Here is a 26,536-nt window from a genome sequence, read left to right as displayed (position 1 = left end):
ATGACACGACGTGTTATCACCACTACTGTGGACACATGCGTTGGTCTCCGGATGCCCGAGGGCGACTCGAGCGAGCGGCGTTCGAGCTCTTCGCTGAGCAGGGCTACCAGGCGACGACCGTGCCGCAGATCACCGCGCGAGCCGGCCTGACGACCCGCACCTTCTTCCGGTACTTCGCCGACAAGCGCGAGGTGATCTTCGCCGGTGACGAGATCCCCGACCTCGCCCGCGCTGCCATCCAGGGTGCACCGGCCGGGATCGACCCGCTCGACATCGTCGTGCACGGCCTCCGCACCGTCGCCGACGAGCGGTTCGAGGGGCGGCACGCCGAGGTCGGCTCGGTGCGGCGGCTGGTGCTGTCCGAGTCCTCGCTCCGGGAGCGTGACGCCCGGAAGCGTGCCGACCTGACGGACGCGGTGCGCGAGGCCTTCGCCCACCGCGGGCTCGATCCGTCCGAGGCAGCGGTCATCGCCGAGACGACCGTGATGCTGTTCCACCTGGCCCTCGAGGCCTGGCTCACCGGACCGTCCGATCGCCGGATGGCCGACGTGGTCGACGAGCAGCTCAGTGCACTCCGTGGGGTGCTCGATCGGCGACCCGCAGCGTCATGAACACGTCGACGCCGTCCTCGGTGTCGAGCACGAAGCCGTGTCGTTCGTAGAGTCGGCGAGCCGGGCTGCCCACCAGCACGTTGAGCCGCGTCGGGCCGTCGTGGGGCTCGTCGAGGACGGCGCGCAGCACGGTCGACCCGACTCCACGCCCCTGGGCGTCGGGCGCGAGGTAGAAGTGTTCGACCCAGCGGACGTCGTCCTCGACCCGCACGGTGATCGACCCGACGTCGCGACCGTCGACCACGACGATGCGGGTCAGCTGCGGCTGGAACGCGTCGCGGAGGCGCTGTCGGACGCGCGTCTCGTCGAACACCCCGAGGCGTGACAGATCTTCGCGCAGCACCACGGCCCGGAGCTCGACGAGCCACTCGAGGTCCTCGGTGGTGCTGTCCCGCAGTGCGACGTCCATCCGCTTAGCCTACGAACTCCGGTGCACCGTCATCGACCTCGTACGCTTGCCCGATGGACCGCGACGGCGTCATCGACCTTGTCGCGTCCCGCCGCGCCTCGGCCCGTGCACCGATCGTCGTCGGTGTCTCCGGCTACTGCGGATCCGGCAAGTCGACGCTGACGCGCACCCTCGTCGAGGGGCTCCCCGGCGCGGTCCGCATCCGCGGCGACGACTTCCTCGACCCCGTTCGGTCCCATCAGCGGTCGGCCGACTGGGACGGCGTCGATCGTCCCCGTCTGGTGTCGTCGGTGCTCGAACCGCACCGAGCCGGTCGGGCGAGCACGTTCCAGCGGTTCGACTGGTCGGTGCGAGCCCTCGGCCCGGCCGAGCCGCTGCCGCGGACGGACGTCCTGGTCGTCGACCTGATCGGACTCTTCCACCCCGAGGCGCTCCCGCACCTCGACGTCAGCATCTGGTGTGACGTCGACCTCGACACGGCGGTGCGTCGGGGCACGGCTCGTGATCGTGCGCTCGGGCGCAGGCACGATGCGCTCTGGCGAGATGTGTGGGGCCCCAACGAGCGTGACTTCGAGGATCGGTACGCACCGAAGGACGCCGCTTCGGTGCGCTACGCGCCCTGACGCCGCAGCGACGTCACCATGCTCCGCAGGATCCGGCGCGCCTCGGTCTGCCCGTCACCGGCCCCGACTTCATCTCCCTGCAGACCCGCGACCTCGATGCCTCGCAGGCGTTCTACGAGCGCTACCTCGGCCTCGTCCGCTCGCAGGCCGGTCCGCCGCACGCCGTCGTGTTCGAGACCACGCCGATCGCCTTCGCCCTGCGCGACCTGGTGCCCGGCACGGACCTCGACGCGGTGGCGCAGCCCGGCGTCGGCGCCGCGGTCTGGCTGCACGCAACGGACGTGCAGGCGATCCACGACGCGCTGGTCGCCGACGGCCACCGCATCGTCTCGGCGCCGATCGACGGTCCCTTCGGTCGGACGTTCACGTTCGCCGACCCCGACGGCTACCACGTCACGCTCCACGACCGCGCCTGAGCCCTGGAGCCGGCCACGCGCCCGGCGCGGGCGACGTGACGGTCGCGGGGCGGGCCTCCAGGCCGGTGCCGGAGCCGACCGTCACGCTTCGTCACGATCCGTGACGGTCGCAGGTGTCCGACGTAGCGTCTCGACCCGTGACCACCAGCAGCGAGCACCGGCAGATCCGCTTCAACGCGTTCGACATGAACTGCGTCGCGCACCAGTCCTCCGGACTGTGGCGGCACCCCCGCGACCGATCGCGGGACTACCGCGACCTGACCTACTGGACGGACCTGGCGAAGACGCTCGAGCGCGGGGCGTTCGACGGCATCTTCATCGCCGACGTCCTGGGCACCTACGACGTGTACGGCGGGTCGAACGAGGCCGCGCTCCGCACCGGGTCGCAGGTGCCCGTGAACGACCCGATCCTGCTCGTGTCGGCGATGGCGTCGGTGACCGAGCACCTGGGCTTCGGCATCACGGCCGGCACCGCGTACGAGCACCCGTACCCGTTCGCCCGACGCATGTCGACGCTCGACCACCTGACCAAGGGCCGGGTCGGCTGGAACGTCGTCACCGGGTACCTGCCGAGCGCCGCGCGGAACATGGGCCAGACCGACCAGCTGTCGCACGACGACCGGTACGACGTGGCGGACGAGTACCTCGAGGTGCTCTACAAGCTGTGGGAGGGCTCGTGGGAGGACGACGCCGTCGTCGCCGACCGCGAAGCCGGGGTCTTCACGGACCCGGCGAAGGTGCACCCGATCGAGCACCACGGCACGCACTTCGACGTGCCGGGCATCCACCTGTCGGAGCCGTCCGTGCAGCGCACGCCCGTCATCTACCAGGCGGGTGCGTCGCCGCGCGGCATCCGCTTCGCCGCGGAGAACGCGGAAGCGGTCTTCGTGGGCGCACCGACCGTCGAGCAGCTCGCGTCGACCGTCGCGAAGGTCCGGGACGCCCTGGAGGCAGCTGGTCGCGACCGGTACGCCGCCCGCGTCTACACGCTGCTCACCGTGATCACGGACGCCACCGACGAGCTGGCCCAGGCGAAGTACGAGGACTACCTGTCGTACGCGTCGGAGCTCGGTGCGCTGGTGCTCAACTCCGGCTGGATGGGCGTCGACCTGTCGCAGTGGGACCCGGACCAGCCCCTCGGTGACGTCGAGTCGAACGCGATCCAGTCGGCGGCGGCGAACATCGCGGCAGCGACGGGGGAGGACGGGTCGAAGTGGACGATCCGTGACCTGGCACGGCAGACGGCGATCGGCGGGCTCGGCCCGGTGGCGGTCGGCGGGGGAGCGACGATCGCCGACCGGCTGCAGGAGATCCAGGAGCTGACCGACGTCGACGGCTTCAACCTGGCCTACGCGGTGACCCCGGGCACGTGGGAGGACGTCATCGAGTTCGTGATCCCGGAGCTCCGTGCCCGTGGGGCCTACCCGGAGGAGTACGAGCCGGGGTCGCTCCGCCAGAAGCTGCACGGCCGCGGGGACCGGCTGCCCGACGAGCACCGTGGGGCGTCGTTCAGGATCGGGAGCCGGGCGGTCGTAGGCTGATCGGGTGATCGAGTCGTCCGTGGTCGTGCGTCCTGCGACCCCGGACGAGACCGACACCTGCATCGACCTGTGGGCCGCTGCCGTGGCTGCCCGTGACGGTGCCGCCGAGGACCCGGCGGTGCGGGAGCGCGCGCGGCAGAAGTTCGCGGCGGAGCACGTCGCCTGGCTGGTGGCCCCCGGCCCGGACGGTTCGGTCGACGGCTTCGTGCTCGTGACGGCACCGGGCACCGGTCGGTCGACGGACCCGGCGGACGCCGCCTACCTGTCGTTGCTCGCGGTGCGCCCCGGGGTGCAGGCCCGCGGGGTCGGACGGTCGCTGCTGTCCGAGGCGGTGCACGACGCCCGGGCCGCCGGACACCCCCGCGTGGTCCTGCACGTGCTCGGCGACAACGACCGGGCGGTGCGGCTGTACGAGGCGGGCGGCTTCGTGGCGACGGGCGACGAGTTCGCGCACGCGCTGAGCGGGGTCACCACCCGCGTGTACGTCGCGGGCTGAGCGGGCCGACGTTGGCTCCGCGGGCTGACGCTGGTTACGCGTCCCGTCCGCGCACCGGCGTCCACGTCGGGTAGGTCGCCGAGCGCCCGTCGCCGGACGACGTGCGGGTGATCCGGCGCTGCACCCACGGCAGGACGTACTCGCGGTAGTAGCGGAGTTCCTCGCCCAGACGGGTCCGGGCAGCACCGGGGTCCGCGGGCTCGACCGGCGCGGGGCCGTCCAGGACCGCGTGCAGCGCCAGGTCCGCGACCCGCTGGTGCCCGGTGGCGTTCATGTGCAGCCGGTCGTCCGACCAGAACTCCGCACGGCGCAGGTGCGGGTCGCGGGAGACGTCGACGAACGGCAGACCGCGGCGTCGGGCGAGGGTGCCGAGCGCCTCGGCCCAGGCGTCACCGCGGCGGTTGATCAGGGATCCGAGGGGCAGGCGGGCGCTCGGGTCGGCCGGGCTGAGGAGTGCCAGGCGCGCCCCGGTGGCCTCGACGCGGTCGGCGGCGGCCTCGACCTGCCCGATCAGCGCGTCCACCTCGAAGCGCGGGCGCAGCAGGTCGTTGCCGCCGGCGCAGAAGGTGATCAGGGTCGGCGCCGGGTCGAGCGCGAGGGCGGCCTCGAGCTGGCCGTCGAGGACCCCGGCGAGCAGTCGGCCGCGCACCGCGAGGTTCGCGTACGAGACGTGGGCGTCCGAGGCTCCCGCCATCGCGCTCGCGAGTCGTCCGGTCCAGCCGGGGAACGGAGCGGGTCCGGCGTCGCCGATGCCCTCCGAGAAGCTGTCGCCGATCGCGACGTAGCGGATGGTGTCGTGCATGCGCCCATCATCGTGCACACGCCTGTGCAGGTTCCCGGCACGACCCTCGTACCGGGAGCCCGCATCAATGAACCCTCACAGCACCGACTTCGGCACCCGGTGCAGGGTGACCGCACCGACGGCGGCGAAGGGGTGCAACGGGTCCGGGGCGGCGGAGCCGGTCGGCCCGCCGAGCTTCGAGTCACCGACCGCGCTGAGCACCGCGTAGGCGTCCTCGGGGGTCCAGCCGTGCTCGTCGACGAGGAACGCGAAGGCGTCCTCGTACCCGCGCCGGACGCTCTCCTGCACGGGGTCGCCGAGGCCGACGAACAGCCAGTCGTCGGCGGTCTCGATGCGTGGTGCGCGGAGCACCGGACCGCCCTTGACCAGGTCGACGGAGACGATCGCGGTGCCCTGGGCCTCGATGGCGACGAACGACGACTCGCCCTCGGCCATGAGCGCGTGGATGTCGCCGATCGACAGCAGCGCACCGGGGACCCGGACGGGCAGGGACACCGTCGAGCCGGGGCGGGCCTCGGTGACGTCCATGTTGCCGCCCTCCGGGTAGGCCGGCATGATCGTCGAGTTCTCGCCCTCGGCCGGCGCCGTGCCGATGCACCCGATCATCGGCCGGACGGGGAACCGGTGCCGGTCGGACACCTGCACCATGTCGTCCGAGATCGGGCAGCGGCGGGCGAAGACCCGGTCGCCCATCACGTGCTGCAGGGCCCCGGAGCCGGGCAGGGACACCGACCAGCCGTGCGTGGTCAGCTCGATGGCGTGGATGGTCACCACGAGGGTGTCGCCGGGTTCTGCCCCCTCGACGAACACCGGCCCGGTCACCGGGTTGATGGGCGCCTGCAGCTGCGCCATGTCGTGGTGCTGGTCGAGTTCGGCGTAGACGGCGTCGGTGGTCTCGAACCCGATGGTCTCGCCGGTGCCGGGGCGGACCCGCAGCACGGGCTCCCGGTCGGCCGAGAACCCGGGGCGGCCGAGGGTGTTCGGCAGGAAGTGGTCCGGGGTCATCGTGCGTCCTCCGTCGTCGGTTCTGCTTCGGAGCCGACCTCGGTGGAACGGCCGGTGCGTCGGTAGTACAGGAACACTGCCGCGCCGACGATCAGCCAGATGATCCCGCCGACCTTCGCCTCGACCGCGGCGTTGAGCAGGACGTACCCGATGATCAGGAACCCGACCAGCGGCACGACCAGGTGCAGCAGCCAGTTGCGCGACTTCCCCTTGACGACGTGGTGCACGAAGACGGACACGTGCAGGAGCATGAAGCCGAACAGCGCGCCGAAGTTCACGAGCGACGAGATCGTGTCGATCTGCCCGACGAAGAACAGCACCAGGATCGCGGAGAGCACCGAGACGACGATGATCGCGTTCTGCGGCACCTGGCGCCCGTTGAGCTTGTGCAGGAACGCGGGCAGCTGACGGTCGCGGCTCATCGAGAAGAGCAGGCGGCTCGTCGCGGCCTGCGCGGCCATGGCGTTCGCGATGCCGACGGCGAGCACGTTGACGGCGAAGAACGCGGTCGCCCACCCGCTCGACGAAGCCTGCTCGACGATGGTGAAGAAGGCGTTGCCGGCCTCGCTGTCCGAGAACGAGTCCCGCCCCGCGGCCAGGGCGGATGCGAGCCAGGTCTGCAGGATGAACAGGAACGCCACGATGACGAGCGCCAGGATCATCGCCGTGCCGGCTCCGCCACGACGGCCGGTGGACTCCTCGGACAGCGTCGAGATGCCGTCGAAGCCCAGGAAGCTCAGCACCGCGATCGACAGGGCCGAGGCGATGAGCGGCGCCGACACCTTGGCCGGGTCCCAGATCTGCTCGGTGCCGAAGGACGCGTCGGGGATCGTGCCACCGGTCAGCGCGACGATGGCGATGACGACGAAGATCGCGACGAAGACGAGCTCGATGAGCAGGAAGATGCGGTTCGCGAGCTTGAGCGAGGACACCCCGGCCAGGTTGATGACGGTGTTGATCGCGACGAACACGAGCGCCCACAGCCAGCGGGGCGTGCCCGGGAAGATGCCGACCATGCTCTCCGCGGCGAACACGTAGAGCAGCGTCGGGACGAGCAGGTAGTCGAGCAGGATCGCCCAGCCGGCGAAGAACCCGGCGGTGGGGTGGATGCCGCGGCCGACGTACGAGAACACGCTGCCGGCGAGGGGGATCGACTTCGCCATCTGCGCGTAGGCCAGGGCGGTGAAGATCATCGCGACGAGGCCGACGAGGTACACCAGCGGCACCATGCCGCTGGAGGCGTTGTAGACGGTCCCGAAGATCGCCCACGGGGCGATCGGGACCATGAAGACCAGGCCGTAGATGAGCAGGTCGGTGGTGGAGACGGAGCGCTTGAGCTCCTGCTTGTAGCCGTAGGCCTCGAGCTGCTGCTGTGCGGAGAGCTCGCTGTGCTGCTGCGACATGTCGGGTTCCGTTTCGGGTGGAGGGACGGGTGCGGCGGTGGGGGTGGGGGTGGGGACTGCTTGCCTGGAGGCGCGGGGCGGGCCCGTCCCGCGCCTCCAGACCGAAGGTGGCCGGGTCAGGCGTCGTCGTGCGCGGCCAGGAAGGCCGCGACGACCCGGCGGAACTCCGCCGGCTGCTCCAGGTGCGAGCAGTGGCTCGCGCCGGGGAAGACGTGCTGCCGGACGTCGGCGATCCGCTCGACGAACGGCGCCCACGTGGCGGGCGTGGCCTCGTCGTGCTCGCCGGCGACGACGAGCGTCGGCACGGCGACGCGGTCGAGCCGGTCGACGATGGTCCAGTCGCGCATCGTGCCGATGACGTGGAACTCGTTCGGGCCGTTCATCGTGTGGTAGACCGTCGGCTCGCGCTCCATCTGCTCCTCGGAGTCGACGAAGTCCGGATGGCTCGGGACTACGCGGCAGACGTGCCGCTCGTAGAAGACCTGCGTCGCCGCCAGGTACTCGGGGTCGTCGACGGTGCCGGCCGTCTCGTGCCGGGTCAGGGCGTCCTGCACGTCGGCGGGCAGCTGCGCGCGGAGCTCGGCGGCGCCGTCGACCCAGAGCTGCATCGACGCGGGGGAGTTGCAGATCGCCAGCGACCGGAGCCCCGCGGGCTGCTGCACCGCGATCTCGGCGCCGAGCATGCCGCCCCACGACTGCCCGAGGACGTGGTGGTCGCCGAGCCCGAGGTGCTCGACCAGGGCGGCGTACTCGTCGACGAACAGCTGCGGCTGCCAGGTGTCGACCGGCGCGTCCGGGCGGTGGCTGCTCCGGCCGCAGCCGAACTGGTCGTGGTGGACGACGGTCCGGCCGGTCTCGTCGGCCAGGGCCGCGAGGTTCCGGAGGTAGTCGTGGGCCATGCCGGGCCCGCCGTGCAGGACGACGAGGGGCAGCGCGCCCGCGACCGGGGTGTCGGGCGTGGTGACCCGGTACCAGGTCTCGCCGTCGCGGAACGGCATCGTGGATTCGGTGATGCTGGACATGGGGGTCAGCATGGAGCGGAAAAAGGTCCCACGCAATACCTTTTCTGCTGCCTTAACGTGGTCGTAACACCGCGAAGGGGGTCCGTGTGTCCGATCGTGCGACCGAGACGCGCGTCGACGAGGTCGAGGACCGCCTCGTGACCGCCGTCGCCGTGGGTGAGTACCTGCCCGGCGCGAACCTGCCGCCGGAACGCGAACTGGCCGGCCTGCTCGGCGTCGCCCGGGTCACCGTGCGCGGTGCGATCGCGCGGCTCGTCGAACGGGGGCTGCTCGAGACCCGTCGAGGCCGGGGCGGCGGCACGTTCGTCCGCACCGAGTGGCCGGACAACTCTTCGGACGCCGTCGGGCGGGTGCTGCTCGCCCGGTGGGAGGCGATCCAGGACACCGCCGACGCCATCGCGCTGCTGCACGGGGCGCTCGCGACGGCCGCCGCGGAACGGGTGACCCCGGACGACGCAGCCCTGATCCGTGCACGGCTCGAGGTGTTCCGCGACGCCACCTCGGGACTCGAGAAGCAGCAGGCCGACGCCGTGCTGCACCGGACGATCATCGACGCCGCGCGGAACGACGCCCTGCGGACGGCGCTCGCCGGGTTGGAGGCGCAGATCTCCATCGCCGCTCCGGCGCACCTGTGGGGCACGGCCGAGGGCATGGCGGAGATGGAGACCCGCGCGCTCCACGAGCACGAACTGCTGGTGGACGCGGTGTGTTCGGGGCGGGCGCCCGAGGCGGGCGTCATCGCCCGGCAGCACGTCGGGATCGACGTCGAACTGCTCGAACGGGCCGTGCGGCGGACGGGGCAGGTGCCCCGCCACTGAGAGGACGGTCTGTCGGTCGGTGTGTTGGTCGGTCGGTGCGGCGGTCGGTCGTCAGTGCACGGCGGGTGCCGGCACCGGGTAGACGTCGTCCGGCATCGGCCACGGCGCCCACTTCGGCCGCGGCGCGTACACCAGGTACGGCTGTGGCGTCGGGTAGCTGACGAGCTCGAGCGTCGACCCCCACGGCGTGCGCGTGTAGACGAACCGGTTGCCGGCCCCCGCCTCGTCACCCCGCAGGTCGCGCGGGTCGGAGTTCCGGGTGCCGCCGGCCGCCTCGACCCGGGCGAGCGTCTCGTCCAGGTCGTCGGCGTACATCGCCAGGTGCTGCCACCCCAGGTCGGACGGGTGTGCGGCGTTCCGCTGCTCGGGCCCCAGGTACTCGAACAGCTCGAGCCCCGGCCCCTCCGGCAGCGCGAGCATCCGCATGGCCCCCTGCGCCATGGTGCTCGGGATGCCGAGGTAGCCGTGCGCCTCGGAACTGCTGTTCGGCGTCTCGTCACGACGCCGCATGTCGTACAGGACGACGGCGTCGAACGCCGCCTCGAAGAACTGCGTGGCTGCGTCGATGTCCGGCACCGTGACGCCCACGTGGTCGATCCTGATTCCCCTGCTCATGGTCGATTCGTACCACCGGCGGTCACCGCCGCTCGGGTCGGGGCGGGGTCCGTGCGGGGTCGGTGCCCATCGATGCGGCAAGCCGCACCGCGGCTCCTGGCGCGGTCGGCGCCGGTCTCGGCGACCGTCCCGGAACGGTCGTTCCAGGACGGGGTGCGGGACACACGACCGTTACACGAGGGAAACGGCGGGGGCGAAGTCGCTCCGTAGCTTCGTGCTCAAGCACGCACCGCCCCGCTTCCCACTCCCTCGGAGGACGCCATGGCTACCGACATCGCGACACCAGTCGCCGCGCCCCACGCCCCCACCACGACCGCCGCTCCCGCCCCAGCGGGTGCCGGTGTCGTCAAGCCCGGGTACGACCCGGCGCTCACGAACGAGGACCTCGCCCCGCTGCGCGAGCAGCGCTGGACGAGCTACAACTTCTTCGCCTTCTGGATGTCCGACGTGCACTCGGTCGGCGGCTACGTCACCGCCGGGTCGCTCTTCGCCCTCGGCATCGCGAGCTGGCAGGTGCTCATCGCTCTGGTGGTCGGCATCCTCATCGTGCAGGTCTTCGCCAACCTGGTCGCGAAGCCGTCGCAGCGCACCGGCGTGCCGTACCCGGTGATCAACCGCGCGGTGTTCGGGGTGCTCGGCGCGAACGTCCCCGCCATCATCCGCGGCCTCATCGCGATGGCCTGGTACGGCGTGCAGACCTTCCTCGCCGCCCAGTCGCTGAACATCATCTTCCTCAAGTTCATCCCGGCGTCGGCGGGGCTGCTCGACCACTCGTTCCTCGGGCTGTCGGCCCTGGGCTGGATCTCGTACGCGATCCTCTGGGTGGCACAGGGCGCGCTGTTCTGGATGGGCATGGAGGCGATCAAGCGGTTCATCGACTGGGCCGGACCGGCGGTCTACGTGGTGATGATCGTGCTCGCGGTCTACCTGGTCAGCCAGGCGGGCATCGGCAACATCTCGTTCACCCTGTCGGCCGGCGAGCCGCTGTCGTTCGGGGCGTCGATCCCGGTGATGCTGTCCGCGGTCGCCCTGGTGGTCAGCTACTTCTCCGGCCCGATGCTGAACTTCGGGGACTTCTCGCGCTACGGCCGGTCGTTCCGTGCGGTCAAGCGCGGCAACTTCTGGGGTCTGCCGATCAACTTCCTGTTCTTCTCGGTCCTGACGGTCCTCTGCGCCAGCGCGACGGTGCCGGTGTTCGGCAAGCTCATCACCGACCCGATCGAGACCGTGCAGGCCATCGGAGCACCCTTCGCGATCCTGCTCGGCGGCCTGACCTTCGTCACCGCGACCGTCGGCATCAACATCGTGGCGAACTTCATCAGCCCCGCGTTCGACTTCTCGAACGTGGCACCCCGGAAGATCTCGTGGCGGGCCGGCGGCATGATCGCCGCGGTCGGCTCCGTGCTCCTCACCCCGTGGAACTGGTACGGCAACGACCAGGCGATCCTGTACACGCTCGGGGTGCTCGGTGCGCTGATCGGCCCGCTGTTCGGCATCCTCATCGCGGGCTACTACATCGTCGGCAAGCAGCGCATCGCGATCGACGACATGTACTCCACGAGCCGCACCGCCCGGTACTGGTACCGCGGCGGGTTCAACCCGAACGCCATCTGGACCCTCGTGGTCACCGGCGCGATCTCGGTGGCGAGCGCGGTCCTGCCCCCGGCACTCGGCGTGCTGCCGTGGCTGGCGAGCTACAGCTGGTTCATCGGGTGCGGCCTGGGCCTCGTCGTCTTCTGGGCGCTCGAGCGTGTCCGGCCGAGCATGCCCGTGCTCGACGCGGACGACCCCTCGGTCGACGACGGCGCGGCCGTCGGTCGCGCCTGACCCCCGGCGTCGCGGCCCGTCCTCCACAGGGCGGGTCGCGGCGCTCGGTCGTCCACAGATCCACACCACGGCCGGGAGGCCCGCCCCGCCCCCGCCACGATGGTCACCACCCAGCACCACCCAGCACCACCGGTTCCACCGCTCCACTCGCTCCACCGGAAGGACCCCGATGCGCATCCGCGTCGTCAACCCCAACACCACCGCGTCGATGACACGGGCGATCGGCGTCGCGGCCCAGGCCGCCGCCGCTCCCGGCACGCTGGTCGAAGCGGTCGAACCCTCGATGGGGCCGGCCTCGATCGAGAGCCACTACGAAGAGGCCCTGGCCGTGCCCGGGTTGCTCGAGCAGATCGCCCGCGGGGAGCAGGACGGGGTGGACGCCTTCGTCGTCGCCTGCTTCGGGGACCCGGGGCTCGACGCCGCGCGGGAGCTCGCGACGGTGCCGGTGATCGGGATCGCCGAGGCCGGGTTCCACGCCGCCGCGATGCTCGGCCGCCGGTTCGGTGTCGTCACCACCCTGGCGCGGACGACCGGCCGCGCCCACGAGCTCGCCCAGCGCTACGGCTTCGCCCCGCTCGTCACGGAGATCCGGGCGTGCGAGGTCCCGGTGCTCGAGCTCGACGACCCCGAGTCCGGAGCGCGGGCGCTCGTGATCGAGGAGTGCCGAGCGGTCATCGACGGGGGAGCCGATGCCGTCGTGCTCGGCTGCGCGGGCATGGCCGACTTCTGCGCCGAGGTCTCGCTGGCCATCGGGGCACCGGTCGTCGACGGCGTCGCGGCGGCCACGGTCCTGGCGGAGTCGCTCGTCCGGCTCGGGTTGTCCACGGGCAAGCGCGGCGAGTACGCCCTGCCGCCGGTGAAGGCGATGTCGGGGCTGCTGGCGGGCTTCGAACGCCACCCGGCGGCGGTCGCGACGGCCGGGGCGGGCGCGTGACGGGCCTCCCGGCGGGCGACACGGCAGACCTGGTCGTCCGTGCGCAGCGAGCCTGGGTCGACGGGACGTTCCGCTCGGCCGCGGTCGTCGTCCACGACGGCCGGGTCGAGGGCGTCCTGCCCGTCGACGCGGTCGTCGACGCCGTGCAGGACCACACCGTGCCGGCCGCGCAGGTGCTGCTCCCCGGACTCGTCGACACGCACGTGCACGTCAACGAGCCCGGCCGCACCGAGTGGGAGGGCTTCGCGTCCGCGACCCGGGCCGCTGCGATGGGCGGGGTCACCACGATCGTGGACATGCCGCTCAACTCGATCCCCGCGACCACCACGGTCGAGGCGCTCGCCGTCAAGCGTGCGAGTGCCGAGGGTCGGGTGGCGGTCGACGTCGGGTTCTGGGGCGGCGCGGTCCCCGCGAGTCTCGGGTCGCTCGACGCCCTGCACGACGCCGGCGTCTTCGGGTTCAAGTGCTTCACGGCGCCGAGCGGTGTCGACGAGTTCCCGCACCTCGACCCCGAGCAGCTCCGCGCCGCGATCGCCGAGGTCGCCCGGATCGACGCCCTGCTGATCGTGCACGCCGAGGACCCGGAACACCTCGTGCCGCACCAGGCGCTCGGTGGTCGGTACGCCGACTTCCTGGCCACCCGGCCCGTCGCCGCCGAACGGTCCGCGATCGCGCAGGTCATCGACGGCGCGCGGGCGACCGGTGCGCGGGTGCACGTGCTGCACCTGTCCGACGCGGGCGCGCTGCCGATGCTCCGTGCCGCGAAGGACGACGGCGTCCGGATCACGGTCGAGACCTGCCCGCACTACCTGTCGTTCGAAGCGGGCGCGATCCCGGACGGCGCGACCGCCTACAAGTGCTGCCCGCCGATCCGCGACGACGCCAACCGCGACGCACTGTGGGCCGGCGTGCTCGACGGCACGATCGACCTCGTCGTGTCGGACCACTCGCCCTCCACCGCCGACCTGAAGACCGACGACTGGGGCCTCGCCTGGGGCGGGGTCGCCGGCCTGCAGGTCGGGTTCCGGGCGGTGTGGACCGAGGCCGAGCGTCGCGGGATCCCGCTCGAGGCACTGCTCCCGCTGTTCACGACCGGTCCGGCCGCCCTGGTCGGACTGCGCGACCGCGCGGTGATCGCTCCCGGTGCCCTGGCGCACTTCGCCGTGTTCGACCCGTCCGCCGAGTCCGTCGTCGACGTCGCCGGGCTCGAGCACCGCAACCCGGTGTCCGCGTTCGAGGGGCTCCGCGTGCGCGGCAGCGTCACCGAGACCTGGCTCCGCGGCCGTCGCATCGCCACGGCGGACGGCGGCGTGGTCGGCGTCGAGGGGCAGCTGGCCGGACGGCCCGTGCTCGCGGCGGAAACACCCCTGTAACGATCGTTCCGGTATCGTCAGATCAGGAACGGAAGGAACCACCATGCTCCCAGTGAACCCACCCGCTCGTCTCCTCATGGGGCCCGGTCCGATCGACGCCGACCCGCGCGTGCTCCGTGCCCTGTCGACGCCGCTCGTCGGCCAGTACGACCCCTGGATGACCTCGACGATGAACGAGACGCAGGCGCTCTACCGCCGCGTGTTCGGCACCCGCAACGATGCGACGCTGCTCGTGGACGGCACCTCGCGTGCGGGGATCGAAGCGGTGCTGGTGTCACTGCTCGCCCCGGGTGACCGCGTGCTCGTGCCGGTGTTCGGTCGGTTCGGGCACCTGCTCGCCGAGATCGCCGGCCGTGCCGGGGCCGAGGTCCACACCATCGAGACCGACTGGGGTCAGGTCTTCACGCCGTCCGCGATCGAGTCGGCCATCGCCCGCGTCCGGCCGAAGGTGCTGGCGGTCGTGCAGGGCGACACCTCGACCACGATGAACCAGCCGCTCGACGAACTCGGTGCGATCTGCGAGCGGTACGGCGTCCTGCTCTACACCGACGCCACCGCGACGGTCGGCGGCAACCCGCTCGAGGTCGACGCCTGGGGGATCGACGCCGTGAGCGTCGGGCTGCAGAAGTGCCTCGGTGGCCCGTCCGGCAGCGCACCCGTCACGCTGTCGCCCAAGGCCGTGGCCGTGCTCGACGAGCGGCGGAGCGTCGAGGCCGGCATCCGCGAACCCGGTGACGACGTCGCCGACGAACCGATCCGCTCGAACTACCTCGACCTCGCGATGATCCTCGACTACTGGGGCCCCCGCCGCCTGAACCACCACACCGAGGCTGCTTCGATGCTCTACGCCGCGCACGAGTGCGCCCGCATCCTGCTCGAAGAAGGCCGCGACGCCGTCGTCGCCCGCCACGAGACCGCCGGGCGCGCGATGCTCGCCGGGGTGCAGGCCCTCGGGCTCCCGGTCTTCGGCGACGTCGCCCACAAGATGCACAACGTCGTCGCCGTCGAGATCCCGTCCGACGTCGTCGGCGACCAGGTGCGCGGCGCGATGCTCGACGACCACGGGATCGAGATCGGCACCTCGTTCGGGCCGCTGCACGGACGGGTCTGGCGCATCGGCACGATGGGCTACAACGCCCGGAAGGACACCGTGGTCACGACCCTGGCCGCGCTCGAGCACACCCTGCGCCGGGCCGGGCACGCGGTCCCGAACGGCGGTGGTGTCGACGCCGCCCTCGACGTCTTCCGCGACGACACCGCAGCGGTCGCTCCCGCCGGGGCGGAGGTGCTCGCGTGAGCGCCGTGCCCGTCCTGAACGCGACCGCCGTGGGCACCGCCGACGCCGAACTCGTCGCCCGCTGGTGCGACGAGCTCGCCGCCCTCAGCGCCGAACCGGGCCGGATCACCCGCGTCTACCTGTCGCCCGAGCACGCCCGGGCGAACGCCCTCGTCGCGGGCTGGATGCAGGACGCCGGACTGTCCACCTGGCAGGACGCCGCCGGCAACCTGCACGGCCGGGCCGCGGGCGCGACGCCCGACGCCCCCGTGCTGCTGCTCGGCTCGCACCTGGACACCGTGGTGGACGCCGGACGGTACGACGGCGTCGTCGGGGTGCTCATGGCGATCCGCACGGTCGCCCGGCTCACCGCCGACGGTCCGCTGCCCGTCGCGCTCGAGGTCATCGCGTTCTCCGACGAAGAGGGCACGCGCTTCGGCAAGGCCCTGCTCGGGTCGTCCGCGGTGGCCGGGGTCTGGGACGACGCCTGGTGGGACCTGGCCGACGGTGACGGCGTCACGCTCCGGCAGGCCTTCACCGACTTCGGCCTCGACCCGGAGCGCGTCGGCGACGCCGCGGTCGACCCGGCGTCGGTGGTCGGCTACCTCGAGGCGCACATCGAGCAGGGGCCGTACCTCGAGCAGGCCGGGCAGGCCCTCGGGGTCGTCACGAGCATCGCGAGCGCCCGCCGGTTCTCGGTCGAGGCCGTGGGAGAGGCCCGGCACGCCGGTGGCACCCCCTACGAACGCCGGCACGACGCCCTGCTCGCCGCCGCCGAGGCCGCGCTCGCGGTGGAACGGATCTGCCGGGCATCGCACCAGGTCGGCACCGTCGGCACGATGACCGTCGAACCCGGAGCCGTCAACGTCGTCCCCGGGCTCGCACGGTTCTCCGTCGACCTGCGCGGCGAGTTCGACGACGAGCGCGACGAGGTCTGGGACGAACTCACCAAGGCCTTCACGCTCATCGGTGAACGACGCGGGGTGAGCGTCACCCCGACCGAGGTGCACCGTGCACCCGCGGTGTTCTGCTCGCCCCGCCTGATGGACGCCGTCCGCGCCGGGATCGTCTCGACTGGCGAGACCGCGCCGATGGAGCTGTTCTCACGAGCCGGCCACGACGCGATGTCGCTCGGACTCGTGACCGACGTGGCGATGCTGTTCCTCCGCAACCCCGACGGCATCAGCCACCACCCGGACGAGTTCGTGTCGACGCCGGACATCGCCCTCGGCCTCGACGCCCTGGCCGTCGCCGTCGACCGGGTGGCCCGCGCATGAGCACCGCCGGCCCCGACGTCCGCGCCCGGATCGACTCCGTCTGGGAACAGCTCTCGCCCGCCGAACGTCGGGTCGCCGCGATGGTCCGCCACGACCCGGAACTCCTGCTCGTCGGCACCTCCGCCGAACTCGCGGCCGAGTCGGGCACCTCGAAGGCCACGGTCTCGCGACTCGTGCGGTCGCTGGGGTTCCAGGACGCCGCCGAGGTCCGGCAGAACCTGATGTCCGCACGGGGCTCGGGCCTGCCGTGGGTCGCCGAGGACGCCGCCCACGTCGACCAGCGCGCGGTCGAGGCGCGGAACCTCGACGCGGCCTTCGCATCCCTCGGCCGAGCGGACCGCCCGCGGCTGGCCCGTCGGATCGTCCGTGCCCGCCGGGTGCTCGTCCTCGGTGAACGCGGCGCGTACCCGATCGCGCTGCAACTGCGATCCCAGCTGGCGCAGGTGCGGTCCGACGTCCGGGTCGGTCCGTCGCCCGGGCAGCGGCTCGGCGAAGAGGTCGCCGACCTCGACCGGCACGACCTCGTCGTCCTGGTCACCGTGCGTCGGCACACCGCCGGGGTCGAACGGATCGTCCGGCACTGCGTCGACTCCGGGGCGGACGTCATCGTGCTCGGCGACCCGACGGCCGCGGTCATCGCCGCTCCCGCCGCCACCGCGATCCTCTGCCCGGTCGATTCGCCGTCGGCGTTCGACTCGATGGCCGCGCTGTTCGCCGTCGTCGCCGCGATCACGAACGACGTCTACGACGCCTCGGGTCCCGGTGGCCGGGTGCGGGTCGACGCCGTCGCCGCCGCCTACGGCACTCTGGGGGAGCTCGCTGCGCCCTGATCGCCCTCCGATCCGGCGCGCAGCTCGGCACGCAGTTCGGCGGCGAGCGAGGCGTTGCGGTCGGCGATGAGCCGCGGCATGTACCGGGCCAGCGCGAGCACCTCGGCCAGGCGGCCCAGCGGGCCGAGCGGTGCGCGGAACGTGATGGTGTCGACCATGCGCGTGCCGCCGGCCGACGGCTCGAACCGGTGCTCGTGGTGGAACCGGGCGAACGGCCCACGCACCTGTTCGTCGACGAAGCGGTGGGGCGCCTCCAGGGCGGTGATCCTGCTCGTCATCCGCCAGACGATCCCGAAGTGCCGCGCACGCCAGGTGACGGTCTCGCCCAGGCCGATCATGCCGGCCGTCGTCCCGGCGACGGCGCGTTCGTCGGTCGCGACCATCGATCGCTCGTGCGCGCCGATGTCGAGCGACAGCGCGAAGGCGCGCTCCGGCGGAACCGGCAGCTCCGTCACGACCCGGAACGAGACGGTCACGACGCCGGCCAGACCGTCGCGGCGGACCGATCGTCGTCGGCGTCGCCGAGCTCGGGGGCCGAGAGCACCAGTCGCTCGGTGCGGAGGGTGACGGGCTGCACGGTTCGAGCCTAGCCACGACGGCGCGGGCGGTAGCGTCGGGGGATGACGTTCGACGCGCTCCCGTTCCCGGTCATCGACGGCCACAACGACCTGCCCTGGGAGCGCCGTGACAGCCACGACTCCGGCGTCGAGGGCATCGACACCGAGACCGACTCGCTGCACACCGACATCCCGAAGCTCCGCGCCGGCGGCGTCGTCGGGCAGTTCTGGTCGGTGTTCGTGCCCGCGGACGACCCGGACCCCGTGACGACGACGCTGCAGCAGGTCGACCTCGCGCACCGGATCATCGAGCGCTACCCCGACGACCTCGCGCTCGCCCGCACCGCCGCCGAGGTCCGTGCCGCCGTCGACTCCGGCCGGATCGCGTCGCTGCTGGGCGCCGAGGGCGGGCACTCGATCGGCGACGACCTCGCGGTCCTCCGCACCCTGGCTCGGCTCGGCGTGCGCTACATGACGCTCACCCACAACGACGACACCCCCTGGGCCGACTCCGCGACCGGGGAGCGGGCGCACGGCGGCCTGACCGACCGCGGGCGACAGATCGTCGCCGAGATGGAGCGGATCGGCATGCTCGTCGACCTGTCCCACACCGCCCCGGCCACCATGCGGGACACCCTCGACGTGGCGACCCGGCCCGTCGTGTTCAGCCACTCGTCGACCGTCGCGATCGACGACCACCCGCGGAACGTGCCCGACGACGTGCTCGCCCGGTTGGCCGACAACGGTGGCGTCGTGATGATCACCTTCGTGCCGAAGTTCGTGTCGCGAGCATGGGCGGACTGGGAGGAGTCGGGCATGTCCGGCGAACCGCCCCTGGTCACGGTGTCGGACGTCGCCGACCACGTCGAGCACGCGCGTGACGTCGCCGGTGTCGCGCACCTGGGCCTCGGCGGTGACTACGACGGGACCCCGGTGCTGCCGCCGGACCTGCGGGACGTTTCGCGGTACCCGGTGCTCGCGGCGGAGCTCGTCCGACGCGGTTGGGGCGAGCCGGACCTTCGTGCGCTGGCCGGCGGCAACGTGCTGCGGGTGCTCGAGGCGACCGACGAACGGTTCGCCCGGACGGCGTTCGTGCGCTGACGCGGTGGGGCGAGCCGCGAAAGCGACTCTCCTCGGCGCTGGTCGTGCTCACTCCCGCGAAAGCGGCAATTGGTCCACAGCGTGTGGACCAATTGCCGGGCGCGCACGCGCCGTCACGGACAGGACCGCCTGGGGTCCGGTCGCTAGGATCGGGCGCACACCGCGCCTCCAGGAAGAGCGATGCGCGACCTGAGCTGCGAAGGACGGACCGGATGAGCGGCACCATCTACGAGAACATCTCCCAGGCGTTCGGCAACACCCCCCTCGTCAAGCTGAACCGGCTGCCGAAGGCGGGCGGGGCCGAGGTGCTCGCCAAGCTCGAGTTCTACAACCCGGGCGCCAGCGTCAAGGACCGCCTGGGCGTCGCGATCATCGACGCCGCTGAGGCCTCCGGCGCGCTGCAGCCCGGTGGCACCATCGTCGAGGGCTCGTCCGGCAACACCGGCATCGCCCTCGCGCTGGTCGGTGCCGCTCGCGGGTACCGGGTCGTCATCACGATGCCCGAGACGATGAGCGTCGAGCGCCGTGCGGTCATCCGCGCGTACGGTGCCGAGATCGTCCTGACCCCCGGGCCCGAGGGCATGAAGGGCGCGGTCGCGAAGGCCGAGTCGATCGTCGCGGAGACCCCCGGCGCCATCCTCGCCCACCAGTTCGAGACGGCCGCGAACGCCGAGATCCACCGGAAGACCACAGCGGAGGAGATCCTCCGCGACACCGAGGAGCACGTCGACGTGTTCGTCGCGGGTGTCGGCACCGGCGGCACGATCACCGGTGTCGGGCAGGTGCTCAAGGAGCGCGTACCCGGCGTGCAGATCGTCGCCGTCGAGCCGAAGGACTCGCCCCTGCTCACCGAGGGCAAGGCCGGTCCGCACAAGATCCAGGGCATCGGCGCGAACTTCGTGCCCGAGGTCCTCGACCAGAGCGTCATCGACGAGGTGTTCGACGTCGAGCTCGACGACGCGCTCCGGGTCGCCCGTGCCCTGGCGACGCAGGAGGGCATCCTGTCCGGCATCTCGTCCGGCGCGATCATCCACGCGGCCCTCGAGATCGCCGCACGCCCCGAGAACGCCGGCAAGCGGATCGTCGCCATCGTGTGCGACACCGGAGAGCGCTACCTGTCGACGGTGCTCTTCGAGGGGCTCACTGCGTGAGTCGTCCTCTTCGACGAGGCGTGCTGCGGACCATCCGGGAGGACCTGTCCGCAGCACGCCGCGGTGACCCCGCTGCCCGGGGTGACCTGGAGAACGCGATCGTCTACTCCGGGTTGCACGCCATCTGGACGTACCGCGTGACCCACCGTCTCTGGAACGCGCAGGGGCTGCCCGGGTCCCGGTTCGCGGCCCGCCTGCTCGGGCAGATCGCACGGTCGGTCACCGGCATCGAGATCCACCCCGGCGCGCGCATCGGCCGTCGGTTCTTCATCGACCACGGCATGGGCGTCGTGATCGGCGAGACCTCGGTCATCGGTGACGACGTGCTCGTGTTCCACGGCGTCACCCTGGGCGGACGCGGCGGAGACCACGGGCCGGGAGCCCGACGGCACCCGGTGGTGGGGGACCGCGTGGTGCTCGGCGCCGGGTCGTCACTGATCGGGGCGATCACGATCGGTCCGGACTCCGTCGTCGGTGCCAACACGGTCGTCACGAAGGACGTGCCGGCGGGGTCGGTCGTCACGGGCGTCGCCGGGACTCCGCGTCCCCGGTCCGGGCACGAGGGCGTCCCGACGCTCTGAGCGCGTCGCGCCGCCCTGGGCACGCAAAACACCGGTGTTCGCGCATCGCACCGCGGTGTGCGGGTGTTCAGCACGCGAACACCGGTGTCGTGCCGGTGTCACCGAGCGAGCGGGAGCGTCAGCTCTTCTCGCAGGCGATGCCGTCCTTGTCGCGGTCGAGCTTGGTGTTCGCCTTGTACAGGGCGTCGTCCTTCTTCACCGTGCCCTTGAGCGCACGGTAGGTGGTCTTGCCGCCGGAGACGACCTTGTTCTTCGTGACGGACTTCTTGGCGATGCCGCCGGAGTACACCTTGTGCACCGCGGTGCAGTTGGCGTAGGACTTCGGCGCGGCCTGCGCGGTCGAGGTCCCGCCGACGACGACGGTGGTCGCGAGGACGGCGGTGGCGGCGGCGACGCCGAGGGTACGGATGATGCGCACGGGTTCCCCCTGGAACTGGTGGTGATCGCGCGAGCGACCGCCGCGTCGGGTGCGCGGCGTGGTGATCCTACGACGTGATCGACACTCACGACCTGCCCCCGAACGGGGTGCGCTGTCGGCGGCCTGCGGCATCCTGGTCACATGGACGGCGAGCAGCTGCACGACATCGCGAGCCGCACGGCGCTGGCGTTGCCGGCGGCCGTCGAGACCCAGCCGTTCGGCGAGGGCTCGGTGGTCTACAAGGTCGTCGGCAAGATGTTCGTGATGGTCACCGAGGTGCGTGGGACCCCGATCGTGAACCTCAAGTGCGCGCCGCCGCACGGGGCAGCGCTCGTGCGGGACCACGACGAGATCACGCCCGGGTGGCACATGAACAAGCGGCACTGGATCACGCTGACGCCGGGCAACGGCATAGACGAGACCCTGGTCGAGGACCTCGTCGCGAACGCCTACGACCTGGTCGTGGCCGGGCTGCCCGTGGCGAAGCGTCCGATCGACCCCTCGCGCGGCGTGCTGCCGAGCTGATCGGACCCGACGGGCCCGACTGGCTCGGCGGGCTCAGGCCCGCGCGGCGACCTTCGACAGGTCGTGGACGACCTTCGGTGCCAGCCGTTCGCCCGACTCGAGCACGGCCCGCGCACGATCGGGCGCCAGGTCCCCGAAGATCTCGCCGATGGTCACCCCGTGTTCCGGCCGGTGGATCACCTCGACGGGGTCACCCGCGGCGACCGAACCGGACTTGACCACGCGGAAGTACGCCCCGGGCCGCCCCTCGTCGGCGAACCGCTTCACCCACCCGTCGATCCCCATGCGCCGGGCGAAGGTGCCGCAGGGAGTGCGGGGACGGTCACCTCGAGCACGAGGGTGTCGCCGATCCGCCAGCGTTCCCCGGTCACGGCCCCGGTGACGTCGATGCCGCTGGTGCGGAGGTTCTCGCCGAACAGGCCGGGCGGGACCTCGCGCTCGAGCAGGTCGGCGAAGTACGCGGCGTCCTCGTCGGCGTAGGCGTACACGGCCTGGTCCACACCGCCGTGGTACTTGCGGTTCGCCTGCACGTCGGCGCGCAGGCCGAGCGGCCGGACCCGGACACTGCCGGTGACCGGACGCTTGTCGATGGCGGTGACGCCGATGATGCCGGAGTCGGGCAGCAGACGGTCGACGCGGCAGACGGCGGTGACGAGCGACATGGGATCAACTCTGGTGCACACACGCCCGCGAACCAAGCCGTGCCCGGCCCGGCCGGATCGGGATGAATGACCCAAGCGGTCGTCGGCGCGCCGGTCCTACGGTGAAGGGGCTTCGGTCTCCCGCCGAACGGGAGGCAGCGGCCAGTCCGCGTCACATGTGGAGCAGAAACTCACGGAGGTTCACGATGGCGTTCGTCACCACGAGCGATGGTGCAGAGATCTTCTACAAGGACTGGGGGCCGCGCGACGCGCAGCCGATCGTCTTCCACCACGGATGGCCCCTGTCGTCGGACGACTGGGACGCGCAGATGCTGTTCTTCCTGGGCAAGGGGTACCGGGTGATCGCGCACGACCGCCGCGGGCACGGGCGGTCGTCGCAGATCGGCACCGGTCACGACATGGACCACTACGCGAGCGACACGGATGCGGTCGTGCAGCACCTCGACCTGCAGAACGCGGTCCACATCGGGCACTCCACCGGTGGCGGCCAGGTCGCACGGTACGTCGCGCAGTACGGCGAGCCCCAGGGCCGGGTCGCCAAGGCCGTCCTGGTCTCGTCGGTGCCCCCGATCATGCTGCAGAGCGACACCAACCCGGAGGGCACGCCGATCTCGGTGCTCGACGGGTTCCGGAGCGCACTCGCCGCGAACCGCGCCGAGTTCTTCCAGGCGGTCGCCGAGGGGCCGTTCTACGGCTTCAACCGGCCGGGCGCCGAGGTGTCCGCACCGGTGGTCGCCAACTGGTGGCGCCAGGGCATGACGGGCAGCGCCCTGGCCCACTACGAGGGCATCAAGGCGTTCTCCGAGACGGACCAGACCGAGGACCTGAAGGCGATCTCCGTCCCGGTCCTCGTCACGCAGGGCGACGACGACCAGGTCGTGCCGTACAAGGCGGCCTCGCTCAAGCAGGCCGAGCTGCTCAGCAACGCCACGCTCAAGATCTACGAGGGGTACCCGCACGGGATGCTGACGACCCACGCGGACGTCATCAACCCCGACCTGCTCGCCTTCATCCAGCAGTAGGACGAGCCGACCGTCAGGAGGACGAGCCGACACGCAGGAGGGCGAGCCGACACGCACGACGTCAGGGGCGCGCACCGGAACCGTCCGGTGTGCGCCCCTTCGGTGTGTGACGAACGCGGTGCGTGATGCGTCCCACCAGTACCCGTCCGACGACGGTGGACGGACGCACCCAGCCGTTCACCATCCACCACCAGTAGAAGGAACGCGTGCACCACCAGTCCCTCGCCGAGCTCGACGACGCGGTCCTCGCCGGCCGGTCGTCCGACGGTGACGTCCGGGCCTTCGAGGTCCTGATCCGTCGCCACACCCCGCTGCTCCGCGCCTACGCCCGTCGGACCCTCGGTTCCACCGACGAACTCGACGACGTCGTGCAGGAGACCTTCATCACCGCGTGGGACCGCCTCGACTCCCTCGAGGACCTCGCGCGCGTGAAGTCGTGGTTGATGCGCATCCTGAGCCGGAAGTGCCTCGACCGGATCCGCGCGCGGCGCGTCCACGACGACGTCACCGAGCTCGAGGTCGCCGCGCCGGCCGACGACGCACCCGACCGGGTCGCCGAGGCGCGCTCGCGCGAGGACGCGGTCGAACGTGCGCTGGCCGAACTGCCCGAAGCCCAACGACGGTGCTGGATCATGAAGGAGGTGCTCGAGTACCGGTACGACGAGATCGCCGCCGAACTCGACCTGCCACCCTCGACGGTCCGGGGACTGCTGTCCCGAGCGAGGAAGAACATGATCCGACTCATGGAGGGATGGCGATGACCGACCACGACGGCATCCGGCCGGACCTGCCCGACAGCCCGGAAGCACTCGACGCCCTCGAACGCGGTGACCTCGACGGCCACTCGATCGACGAACTCGCCGACTACCTCGATGCCGGCATGCAGCCGGCGGACCCGAGCATCGACGACTCGCCCGCCTGCCAGAACGCCCTGGCCGCGATCATCCGCGTCCGCCACGCGTCGCTCCGCTCGCTCGAGGCGGCCGCCCGCGACGAGGCCCCGGCCGACGAGTCCTGGATCAGCGGCGTCCTGGCGAACATCTCGATCGAGTCCCGCTCCGGTCGCGACGTCCCGCTCCGCCCCCTGTCCGAGACCGAGCGCCCGGTGATGACCGAGGGCGCCATCCGGTCCCTCATCCGCCGCACCGGCGACGAGGTCCCCGGGGTGCTGGTGGCCCGCTGCCACCTCGACGGTGACGTCACCGAACTCGCGTCCCCGATCCGGGTGGTCGTCGAGATCGCGATCGCGTCCGGTCCGTCGATCCCGGCGACCGCCGAGCTGGTCCGCGCCGCCGTGGCCGGTGCCCTGGCCGAGCAGACCGACCTGCTCGTCGAGGCGATCGACGTCGTCGTCCGTGACCTGCTGCCGGACCCCGAGCCCGGCACCGACGAAACAGGCACCGACGAGCCCGGCACCGACCCGGAGGAGGCCCGATGAGCACCACCGACGAGACCCTCGCCGCGATCGAGGCCGCCGTCCTCGAGGTCCCCGGGGTCACCGACCTGTACCGCTCCCGCCCGACGGTCGCGAGCGCCGTGCAGGCGGTCCGCAGCATCGCCACGAGCACCGGACCGCTCCGGATCGTCGTCGACGACGACGCCCTGCGCGTCGTCATCGGCACCGACGGCTTCCGCCCGGCCCCCGAGGTCGCCCGCGCCGTCCACGACGTCGCCCTGGCGACCGCCGCAGCGCACGGCCTGGCGCTCAGCCGCGTCGACGTGCGCGTCGCGCGGGTGGGCTGACCGCGACCACAGACCGGACGGGAGGCCCGTGGCGACGCCGCCACGGGCCTCCCGTCCGCCGTGGGCGCAGCTGATCCCGCCCGGCGCGACCCGACGCCGCCTCCGGTGCCGAAGGAGACCCTCGCAGGACCACGTGCAGCGCGCCGGCAGTCCGTAGCGTGCTCGTGAGGGAGCGGCAGCAGTTCCGCACCGATCGTCGTCGCACGGACCGGAGGAGCCATGGAGACCGACGCCGCCGTGGTCCCGTCACGTCGCGTCCGCGTGTACGGACGGCCGTTCGACGCGGACTCCTACGCCCTGCGGGACTTCCTGTCGCGCTCCGTGGTGCAGTTCGACTGGTTCCCGGTCGACGTCGGTGGTGCCGGACCCGGCGACCAGGCCGCGGCCGCCGTCCGGATCGATCCGTCGCGGCTCCCGCTCGTGGTGTTCCCCGACGGCACGGAACTGGTCGCACCCACCCTGCGCGAGGTCGCCGACCGGCTCGGGTGGATCCACGCTCCGCGCCGCCAGGAGTACGACCTGTCGATCTACGGCGCCGGTCCGGCGGGGCTGTCCGCTGCCGTGTACGCCGCGTCCGAAGGGCTCGACGTCGTCCTGCTCGAGCGGGACGCCGTGGGCGGGCAGGCCGGATCGAGCAGCCTCATCGAGAACTACCTGGGGTTCCCCGAGGGCATCACCGGGGCGGACCTCGCCGAGCGTGCCCGGGAACAGGCCGTCCGGTTCGGCGCCGAACTCCTGGTGATGCGCGAGGGCGTGCGCGGGGTCTTCCACGACGGCCGCATCCACGCCGACCTCGCCGACGGCGGCCACGTCGTCGCCCGTGCGAACATCTGCGCGACCGGTGTCGAGTGGCGTCGGCTCGGGCTGCAGCGCGAGCAGGAGCTGCTCGGCTGCGGTGTCTACTACGGTGCCGGGACGAGCGAGGCCGACGGCTGCGCCGGCGAGCAGGTCTTCGTGGTCGGCGGGGCGAACTCGGCGGGCCAGGCGGCGATGAACCTGTCCCGTTCCGCGGCGCACGTCACGATGCTCGTGCGGGGCGCGTCGCTGTCGGCCACGATGTCGGAGTACCTGAGCGCCAGGATCGCGGCCGCACCGAACGTGACGGTCCGGACGGGCTGCCGGGTCTCGACGCTGCACGGGGACACCCGACTCGAGTCGATCGAGGTGACCGACGGCGACGGTGCCACGGTGTCGCTGCCGGCCACGCGGTTGTTCATCTGCATCGGCGGACGACCGGACACGAGCTGGGCCGAACAGACACCCATGGTCCGTGACCGCCTCGGGTACCTGGTCACCGGCCCGGACCTGGACGCCGTCGACGGCTCGCTCGAGCACTGGCCGCTCGAGCGGCGTCCCTTCTGGCTCGAGACGAACGTGCCTGGGTCCTTCGCCGCCGGGGACGTCCGCGCCGGGTCCGTCAAGCGCGTCGCCGCAGCGGTCGGCGAGGGCGCCATGGCCGTGACCTTCGTCCACCGCCACCTGGCGACGAGCGACTGAC

Annotated in this window: 29 protein-coding genes and 1 pseudogene; 21 read left to right on the top strand and 9 right to left on the bottom strand. The window is 71.9% G+C overall.

Going from position 1 to position 26,536, the window contains the following annotated elements:
* Positions 1-35: 35 nt before the first annotated feature.
* Entirely contained in the window at positions 36-611 is a 576-nt protein-coding gene (locus DEJ06_RS01585; protein ID WP_111038177.1) for a TetR family transcriptional regulator, read from the top strand.
* Here DEJ06_RS01585 and DEJ06_RS01580 read toward each other — a convergent pair.
* Positions 565-1,020, bottom strand: a complete 456-nt coding sequence (locus tag DEJ06_RS01580; protein ID WP_111038176.1) for a GNAT family N-acetyltransferase — start codon at positions 1,018-1,020, stop codon at positions 565-567. The two genes, DEJ06_RS01585 and DEJ06_RS01580, sit on opposite strands and share 47 nt — an antisense overlap.
* A 53-nt stretch (positions 1,021-1,073) precedes the next feature.
* On the opposite strand from DEJ06_RS01580, the gene DEJ06_RS01575 reads away from it, so the two are divergent.
* From DEJ06_RS01575 to DEJ06_RS01560, 4 genes are all read left to right on the top strand, one after another.
* Complete coding sequence (locus tag DEJ06_RS01575; protein WP_111038175.1) at positions 1,074-1,643, top strand: uridine kinase; 570 nt, start codon at positions 1,074-1,076, stop codon at positions 1,641-1,643.
* A gap of 47 nt (positions 1,644-1,690) precedes the next feature.
* Positions 1,691-2,059, top strand: coding sequence for a VOC family protein (locus DEJ06_RS01570; RefSeq protein WP_111032077.1), 369 nt, complete (start codon positions 1,691-1,693; stop codon positions 2,057-2,059).
* A gap of 137 nt (positions 2,060-2,196) precedes the next feature.
* Positions 2,197-3,600: an LLM class flavin-dependent oxidoreductase gene (locus DEJ06_RS01565; protein WP_071405065.1), complete on the top strand. Its 1,404-nt coding sequence runs from the start codon at positions 2,197-2,199 to the stop codon at positions 3,598-3,600.
* A 4-nt stretch (positions 3,601-3,604) separates the two neighbouring features.
* Positions 3,605-4,096 carry a GNAT family N-acetyltransferase gene (locus DEJ06_RS01560; protein ID WP_111038174.1) on the top strand — a complete coding sequence of 164 codons (492 nt, stop codon included), beginning with the start codon at positions 3,605-3,607 and terminating at the stop codon, positions 4,094-4,096.
* A 34-nt stretch (positions 4,097-4,130) separates the two neighbouring features.
* Here DEJ06_RS01560 and DEJ06_RS01555 read toward each other — a convergent pair whose 3' ends face one another.
* The 4 genes from DEJ06_RS01555 to DEJ06_RS01540 form a co-directional block, all read right to left on the bottom strand.
* Positions 4,131-4,898 carry an SGNH/GDSL hydrolase family protein gene (locus tag DEJ06_RS01555; RefSeq protein ID WP_258371372.1) on the bottom strand — a complete coding sequence of 256 codons (768 nt, stop codon included), beginning with the start codon at positions 4,896-4,898 and terminating at the stop codon, positions 4,131-4,133.
* 75 nt (positions 4,899-4,973) lie between these two features.
* Positions 4,974-5,903, bottom strand: coding sequence for an acetamidase/formamidase family protein (locus tag DEJ06_RS01550; RefSeq protein ID WP_111038173.1), 930 nt, complete (start codon positions 5,901-5,903; stop codon positions 4,974-4,976).
* Complete coding sequence (locus tag DEJ06_RS01545; RefSeq protein ID WP_071405068.1) at positions 5,900-7,306, bottom strand: APC family permease; 1,407 nt, start codon at positions 7,304-7,306, stop codon at positions 5,900-5,902. Before DEJ06_RS01545 ends, DEJ06_RS01550 begins: the two co-directional genes overlap by 4 nt.
* A gap of 116 nt (positions 7,307-7,422) precedes the next feature.
* Positions 7,423-8,328, bottom strand: a complete 906-nt coding sequence (locus tag DEJ06_RS01540) for a proline iminopeptidase-family hydrolase (protein ID WP_258372514.1) — start codon at positions 8,326-8,328, stop codon at positions 7,423-7,425.
* 86 nt (positions 8,329-8,414) lie between these two features.
* Here DEJ06_RS01540 and DEJ06_RS01535 point away from each other — a divergent pair, with 86 nt between their 5' ends.
* Complete coding sequence (locus tag DEJ06_RS01535; protein WP_111022162.1) at positions 8,415-9,146, top strand: FadR/GntR family transcriptional regulator; 732 nt, start codon at positions 8,415-8,417, stop codon at positions 9,144-9,146.
* A 51-nt stretch (positions 9,147-9,197) separates the two neighbouring features.
* Here the strand turns inward: DEJ06_RS01535 and DEJ06_RS01530 are convergent, their stop codons facing one another.
* Entirely contained in the window at positions 9,198-9,761 is a 564-nt protein-coding gene (locus DEJ06_RS01530; RefSeq protein WP_035808811.1) for a VOC family protein, read from the bottom strand.
* 261 nt (positions 9,762-10,022) lie between these two features.
* Here DEJ06_RS01530 and DEJ06_RS01525 point away from each other — a divergent pair, with 261 nt between their 5' ends.
* The 6 genes from DEJ06_RS01525 (at position 10,023) to DEJ06_RS01500 (ending at position 17,278) form a co-directional block, all read left to right on the top strand.
* Positions 10,023-11,588 carry an NCS1 family nucleobase:cation symporter-1 gene (locus DEJ06_RS01525; RefSeq protein ID WP_111038171.1) on the top strand — a complete coding sequence of 522 codons (1,566 nt, stop codon included), beginning with the start codon at positions 10,023-10,025 and terminating at the stop codon, positions 11,586-11,588.
* A gap of 169 nt (positions 11,589-11,757) precedes the next feature.
* Positions 11,758-12,522: an aspartate/glutamate racemase family protein gene (locus tag DEJ06_RS01520; protein ID WP_111029312.1), complete on the top strand. Its 765-nt coding sequence runs from the start codon at positions 11,758-11,760 to the stop codon at positions 12,520-12,522.
* On the top strand, positions 12,519-13,895 hold the full coding sequence (gene allB / locus DEJ06_RS01515; protein ID WP_220036516.1) for an allantoinase AllB: 1,377 nt from the start codon (positions 12,519-12,521) through the stop codon (positions 13,893-13,895). Before DEJ06_RS01520 ends, allB begins: the two co-directional genes overlap by 4 nt.
* Before the next feature lie 43 nt (positions 13,896-13,938).
* Entirely contained in the window at positions 13,939-15,192 is a 1,254-nt protein-coding gene (locus DEJ06_RS01510) for an alanine--glyoxylate aminotransferase family protein (RefSeq protein WP_111038170.1), read from the top strand.
* A complete protein-coding gene (locus tag DEJ06_RS01505; RefSeq protein ID WP_111038169.1) occupies positions 15,189-16,448 on the top strand; it encodes an allantoate amidohydrolase in 1,260 nt (419 codons plus the stop codon). The genes DEJ06_RS01510 and DEJ06_RS01505 overlap by 4 nt, the downstream gene beginning before the upstream one ends.
* On the top strand, positions 16,445-17,278 hold the full coding sequence (locus tag DEJ06_RS01500; protein WP_111038168.1) for a MurR/RpiR family transcriptional regulator: 834 nt from the start codon (positions 16,445-16,447) through the stop codon (positions 17,276-17,278). The genes DEJ06_RS01505 and DEJ06_RS01500 overlap by 4 nt, the downstream gene beginning before the upstream one ends.
* Here DEJ06_RS01500 and DEJ06_RS01495 read toward each other — a convergent pair.
* On the bottom strand, positions 17,245-17,754 hold the full coding sequence (locus DEJ06_RS01495) for an SRPBCC family protein (RefSeq protein WP_111038167.1): 510 nt from the start codon (positions 17,752-17,754) through the stop codon (positions 17,245-17,247). The two genes, DEJ06_RS01500 and DEJ06_RS01495, sit on opposite strands and share 34 nt — an antisense overlap.
* A 144-nt stretch (positions 17,755-17,898) precedes the next feature.
* Here DEJ06_RS01495 and DEJ06_RS01490 point away from each other — a divergent pair, with 144 nt between their 5' ends.
* From DEJ06_RS01490 to epsC, 3 genes are all read left to right on the top strand, one after another.
* Positions 17,899-18,936, top strand: coding sequence for a dipeptidase (locus tag DEJ06_RS01490; RefSeq protein ID WP_111038166.1), 1,038 nt, complete (start codon positions 17,899-17,901; stop codon positions 18,934-18,936).
* Between the two features lie 212 nt (positions 18,937-19,148).
* A complete protein-coding gene (cysK, locus tag DEJ06_RS01485; protein ID WP_111022171.1) occupies positions 19,149-20,087 on the top strand; it encodes a cysteine synthase A in 939 nt (312 codons plus the stop codon).
* A gap of 20 nt (positions 20,088-20,107) precedes the next feature.
* Positions 20,108-20,668, top strand: coding sequence for a serine O-acetyltransferase EpsC (gene epsC, locus DEJ06_RS01480; protein WP_111032065.1), 561 nt, complete (start codon positions 20,108-20,110; stop codon positions 20,666-20,668).
* Between the two features lie 118 nt (positions 20,669-20,786).
* Here epsC and DEJ06_RS01475 read toward each other — a convergent pair whose 3' ends face one another.
* Positions 20,787-21,086, bottom strand: a complete 300-nt coding sequence (locus DEJ06_RS01475; RefSeq protein ID WP_204166228.1) for an excalibur calcium-binding domain-containing protein — start codon at positions 21,084-21,086, stop codon at positions 20,787-20,789.
* A 141-nt stretch (positions 21,087-21,227) separates the two neighbouring features.
* Here DEJ06_RS01475 and DEJ06_RS01470 point away from each other — a divergent pair, with 141 nt between their 5' ends.
* Positions 21,228-21,611, top strand: a complete 384-nt coding sequence (locus DEJ06_RS01470) for an MmcQ/YjbR family DNA-binding protein (RefSeq protein WP_111038164.1) — start codon at positions 21,228-21,230, stop codon at positions 21,609-21,611.
* Between the two features lie 33 nt (positions 21,612-21,644).
* Here DEJ06_RS01470 and DEJ06_RS18695 read toward each other — a convergent pair.
* Positions 21,645-22,273, bottom strand: a pseudogene (locus tag DEJ06_RS18695) (MOSC domain-containing protein).
* Positions 22,274-22,458: 185 nt separating this feature from the next.
* On the opposite strand from DEJ06_RS18695, the gene DEJ06_RS01460 reads away from it, so the two are divergent.
* From DEJ06_RS01460 to DEJ06_RS01440, 5 genes are all read left to right on the top strand, one after another.
* Positions 22,459-23,295 carry an alpha/beta fold hydrolase gene (locus DEJ06_RS01460; RefSeq protein ID WP_111038163.1) on the top strand — a complete coding sequence of 279 codons (837 nt, stop codon included), beginning with the start codon at positions 22,459-22,461 and terminating at the stop codon, positions 23,293-23,295.
* Between the two features lie 206 nt (positions 23,296-23,501).
* Positions 23,502-24,056, top strand: a complete 555-nt coding sequence (locus DEJ06_RS01455) for an RNA polymerase sigma factor (protein WP_027466268.1) — start codon at positions 23,502-23,504, stop codon at positions 24,054-24,056.
* A complete protein-coding gene (locus DEJ06_RS01450) occupies positions 24,053-24,733 on the top strand; it encodes a hypothetical protein (RefSeq protein WP_128780933.1) in 681 nt (226 codons plus the stop codon). The genes DEJ06_RS01455 and DEJ06_RS01450 overlap by 4 nt, the downstream gene beginning before the upstream one ends.
* Positions 24,730-25,038 carry a hypothetical protein gene (locus tag DEJ06_RS01445; RefSeq protein WP_110863466.1) on the top strand — a complete coding sequence of 103 codons (309 nt, stop codon included), beginning with the start codon at positions 24,730-24,732 and terminating at the stop codon, positions 25,036-25,038. Before DEJ06_RS01450 ends, DEJ06_RS01445 begins: the two co-directional genes overlap by 4 nt.
* Positions 25,039-25,257: 219 nt before the next feature.
* Complete coding sequence (locus DEJ06_RS01440) at positions 25,258-26,535, top strand: NAD(P)/FAD-dependent oxidoreductase (protein WP_111038162.1); 1,278 nt, start codon at positions 25,258-25,260, stop codon at positions 26,533-26,535.
* The last annotated feature ends 1 nt before the right edge of the window (position 26,536 follow it).

It is taken from the genome of Curtobacterium sp. MCLR17_051, from assembly GCF_003234395.1.
GTDB lineage: Bacteria > Actinomycetota > Actinomycetes > Actinomycetales > Microbacteriaceae > Curtobacterium > Curtobacterium flaccumfaciens.
This window is presented reverse-complemented; position numbering and strand designations above follow the sequence as displayed.

Coding starts and splice junctions, on each gene's coding strand:
- DEJ06_RS01585 (WP_111038177.1), top strand. CDS start 36: ATGCGTTGGTCTCCGGATGCCCGAGGGCGACTCGAGCGAGCGGCGTTC.
- DEJ06_RS01580 (WP_111038176.1), bottom strand. CDS start 1,020: ATGGACGTCGCACTGCGGGACAGCACCACCGAGGACCTCGAGTGGCTC.
- DEJ06_RS01575 (WP_111038175.1), top strand. CDS start 1,074: ATGGACCGCGACGGCGTCATCGACCTTGTCGCGTCCCGCCGCGCCTCG.
- DEJ06_RS01555 (WP_258371372.1), bottom strand. CDS start 4,898: ATGCACGACACCATCCGCTACGTCGCGATCGGCGACAGCTTCTCGGAG.
- DEJ06_RS01550 (WP_111038173.1), bottom strand. CDS start 5,903: ATGACCCCGGACCACTTCCTGCCGAACACCCTCGGCCGCCCCGGGTTC.
- DEJ06_RS01545 (WP_071405068.1), bottom strand. CDS start 7,306: ATGTCGCAGCAGCACAGCGAGCTCTCCGCACAGCAGCAGCTCGAGGCC.
- DEJ06_RS01540 (WP_258372514.1), bottom strand. CDS start 8,328: ATGTCCAGCATCACCGAATCCACGATGCCGTTCCGCGACGGCGAGACC.
- DEJ06_RS01530 (WP_035808811.1), bottom strand. CDS start 9,761: ATGAGCAGGGGAATCAGGATCGACCACGTGGGCGTCACGGTGCCGGAC.
- DEJ06_RS01525 (WP_111038171.1), top strand. CDS start 10,023: ATGGCTACCGACATCGCGACACCAGTCGCCGCGCCCCACGCCCCCACC.
- DEJ06_RS01520 (WP_111029312.1), top strand. CDS start 11,758: ATGCGCATCCGCGTCGTCAACCCCAACACCACCGCGTCGATGACACGG.
- DEJ06_RS01510 (WP_111038170.1), top strand. CDS start 13,939: ATGCTCCCAGTGAACCCACCCGCTCGTCTCCTCATGGGGCCCGGTCCG.
- DEJ06_RS01500 (WP_111038168.1), top strand. CDS start 16,445: ATGAGCACCGCCGGCCCCGACGTCCGCGCCCGGATCGACTCCGTCTGG.
- DEJ06_RS01490 (WP_111038166.1), top strand. CDS start 17,899: ATGACGTTCGACGCGCTCCCGTTCCCGGTCATCGACGGCCACAACGAC.
- cysK (WP_111022171.1), top strand. CDS start 19,149: ATGAGCGGCACCATCTACGAGAACATCTCCCAGGCGTTCGGCAACACC.
- DEJ06_RS01470 (WP_111038164.1), top strand. CDS start 21,228: ATGGACGGCGAGCAGCTGCACGACATCGCGAGCCGCACGGCGCTGGCG.
- DEJ06_RS01460 (WP_111038163.1), top strand. CDS start 22,459: ATGGCGTTCGTCACCACGAGCGATGGTGCAGAGATCTTCTACAAGGAC.
- DEJ06_RS01450 (WP_128780933.1), top strand. CDS start 24,053: ATGACCGACCACGACGGCATCCGGCCGGACCTGCCCGACAGCCCGGAA.
- DEJ06_RS01445 (WP_110863466.1), top strand. CDS start 24,730: ATGAGCACCACCGACGAGACCCTCGCCGCGATCGAGGCCGCCGTCCTC.
- DEJ06_RS01440 (WP_111038162.1), top strand. CDS start 25,258: ATGGAGACCGACGCCGCCGTGGTCCCGTCACGTCGCGTCCGCGTGTAC.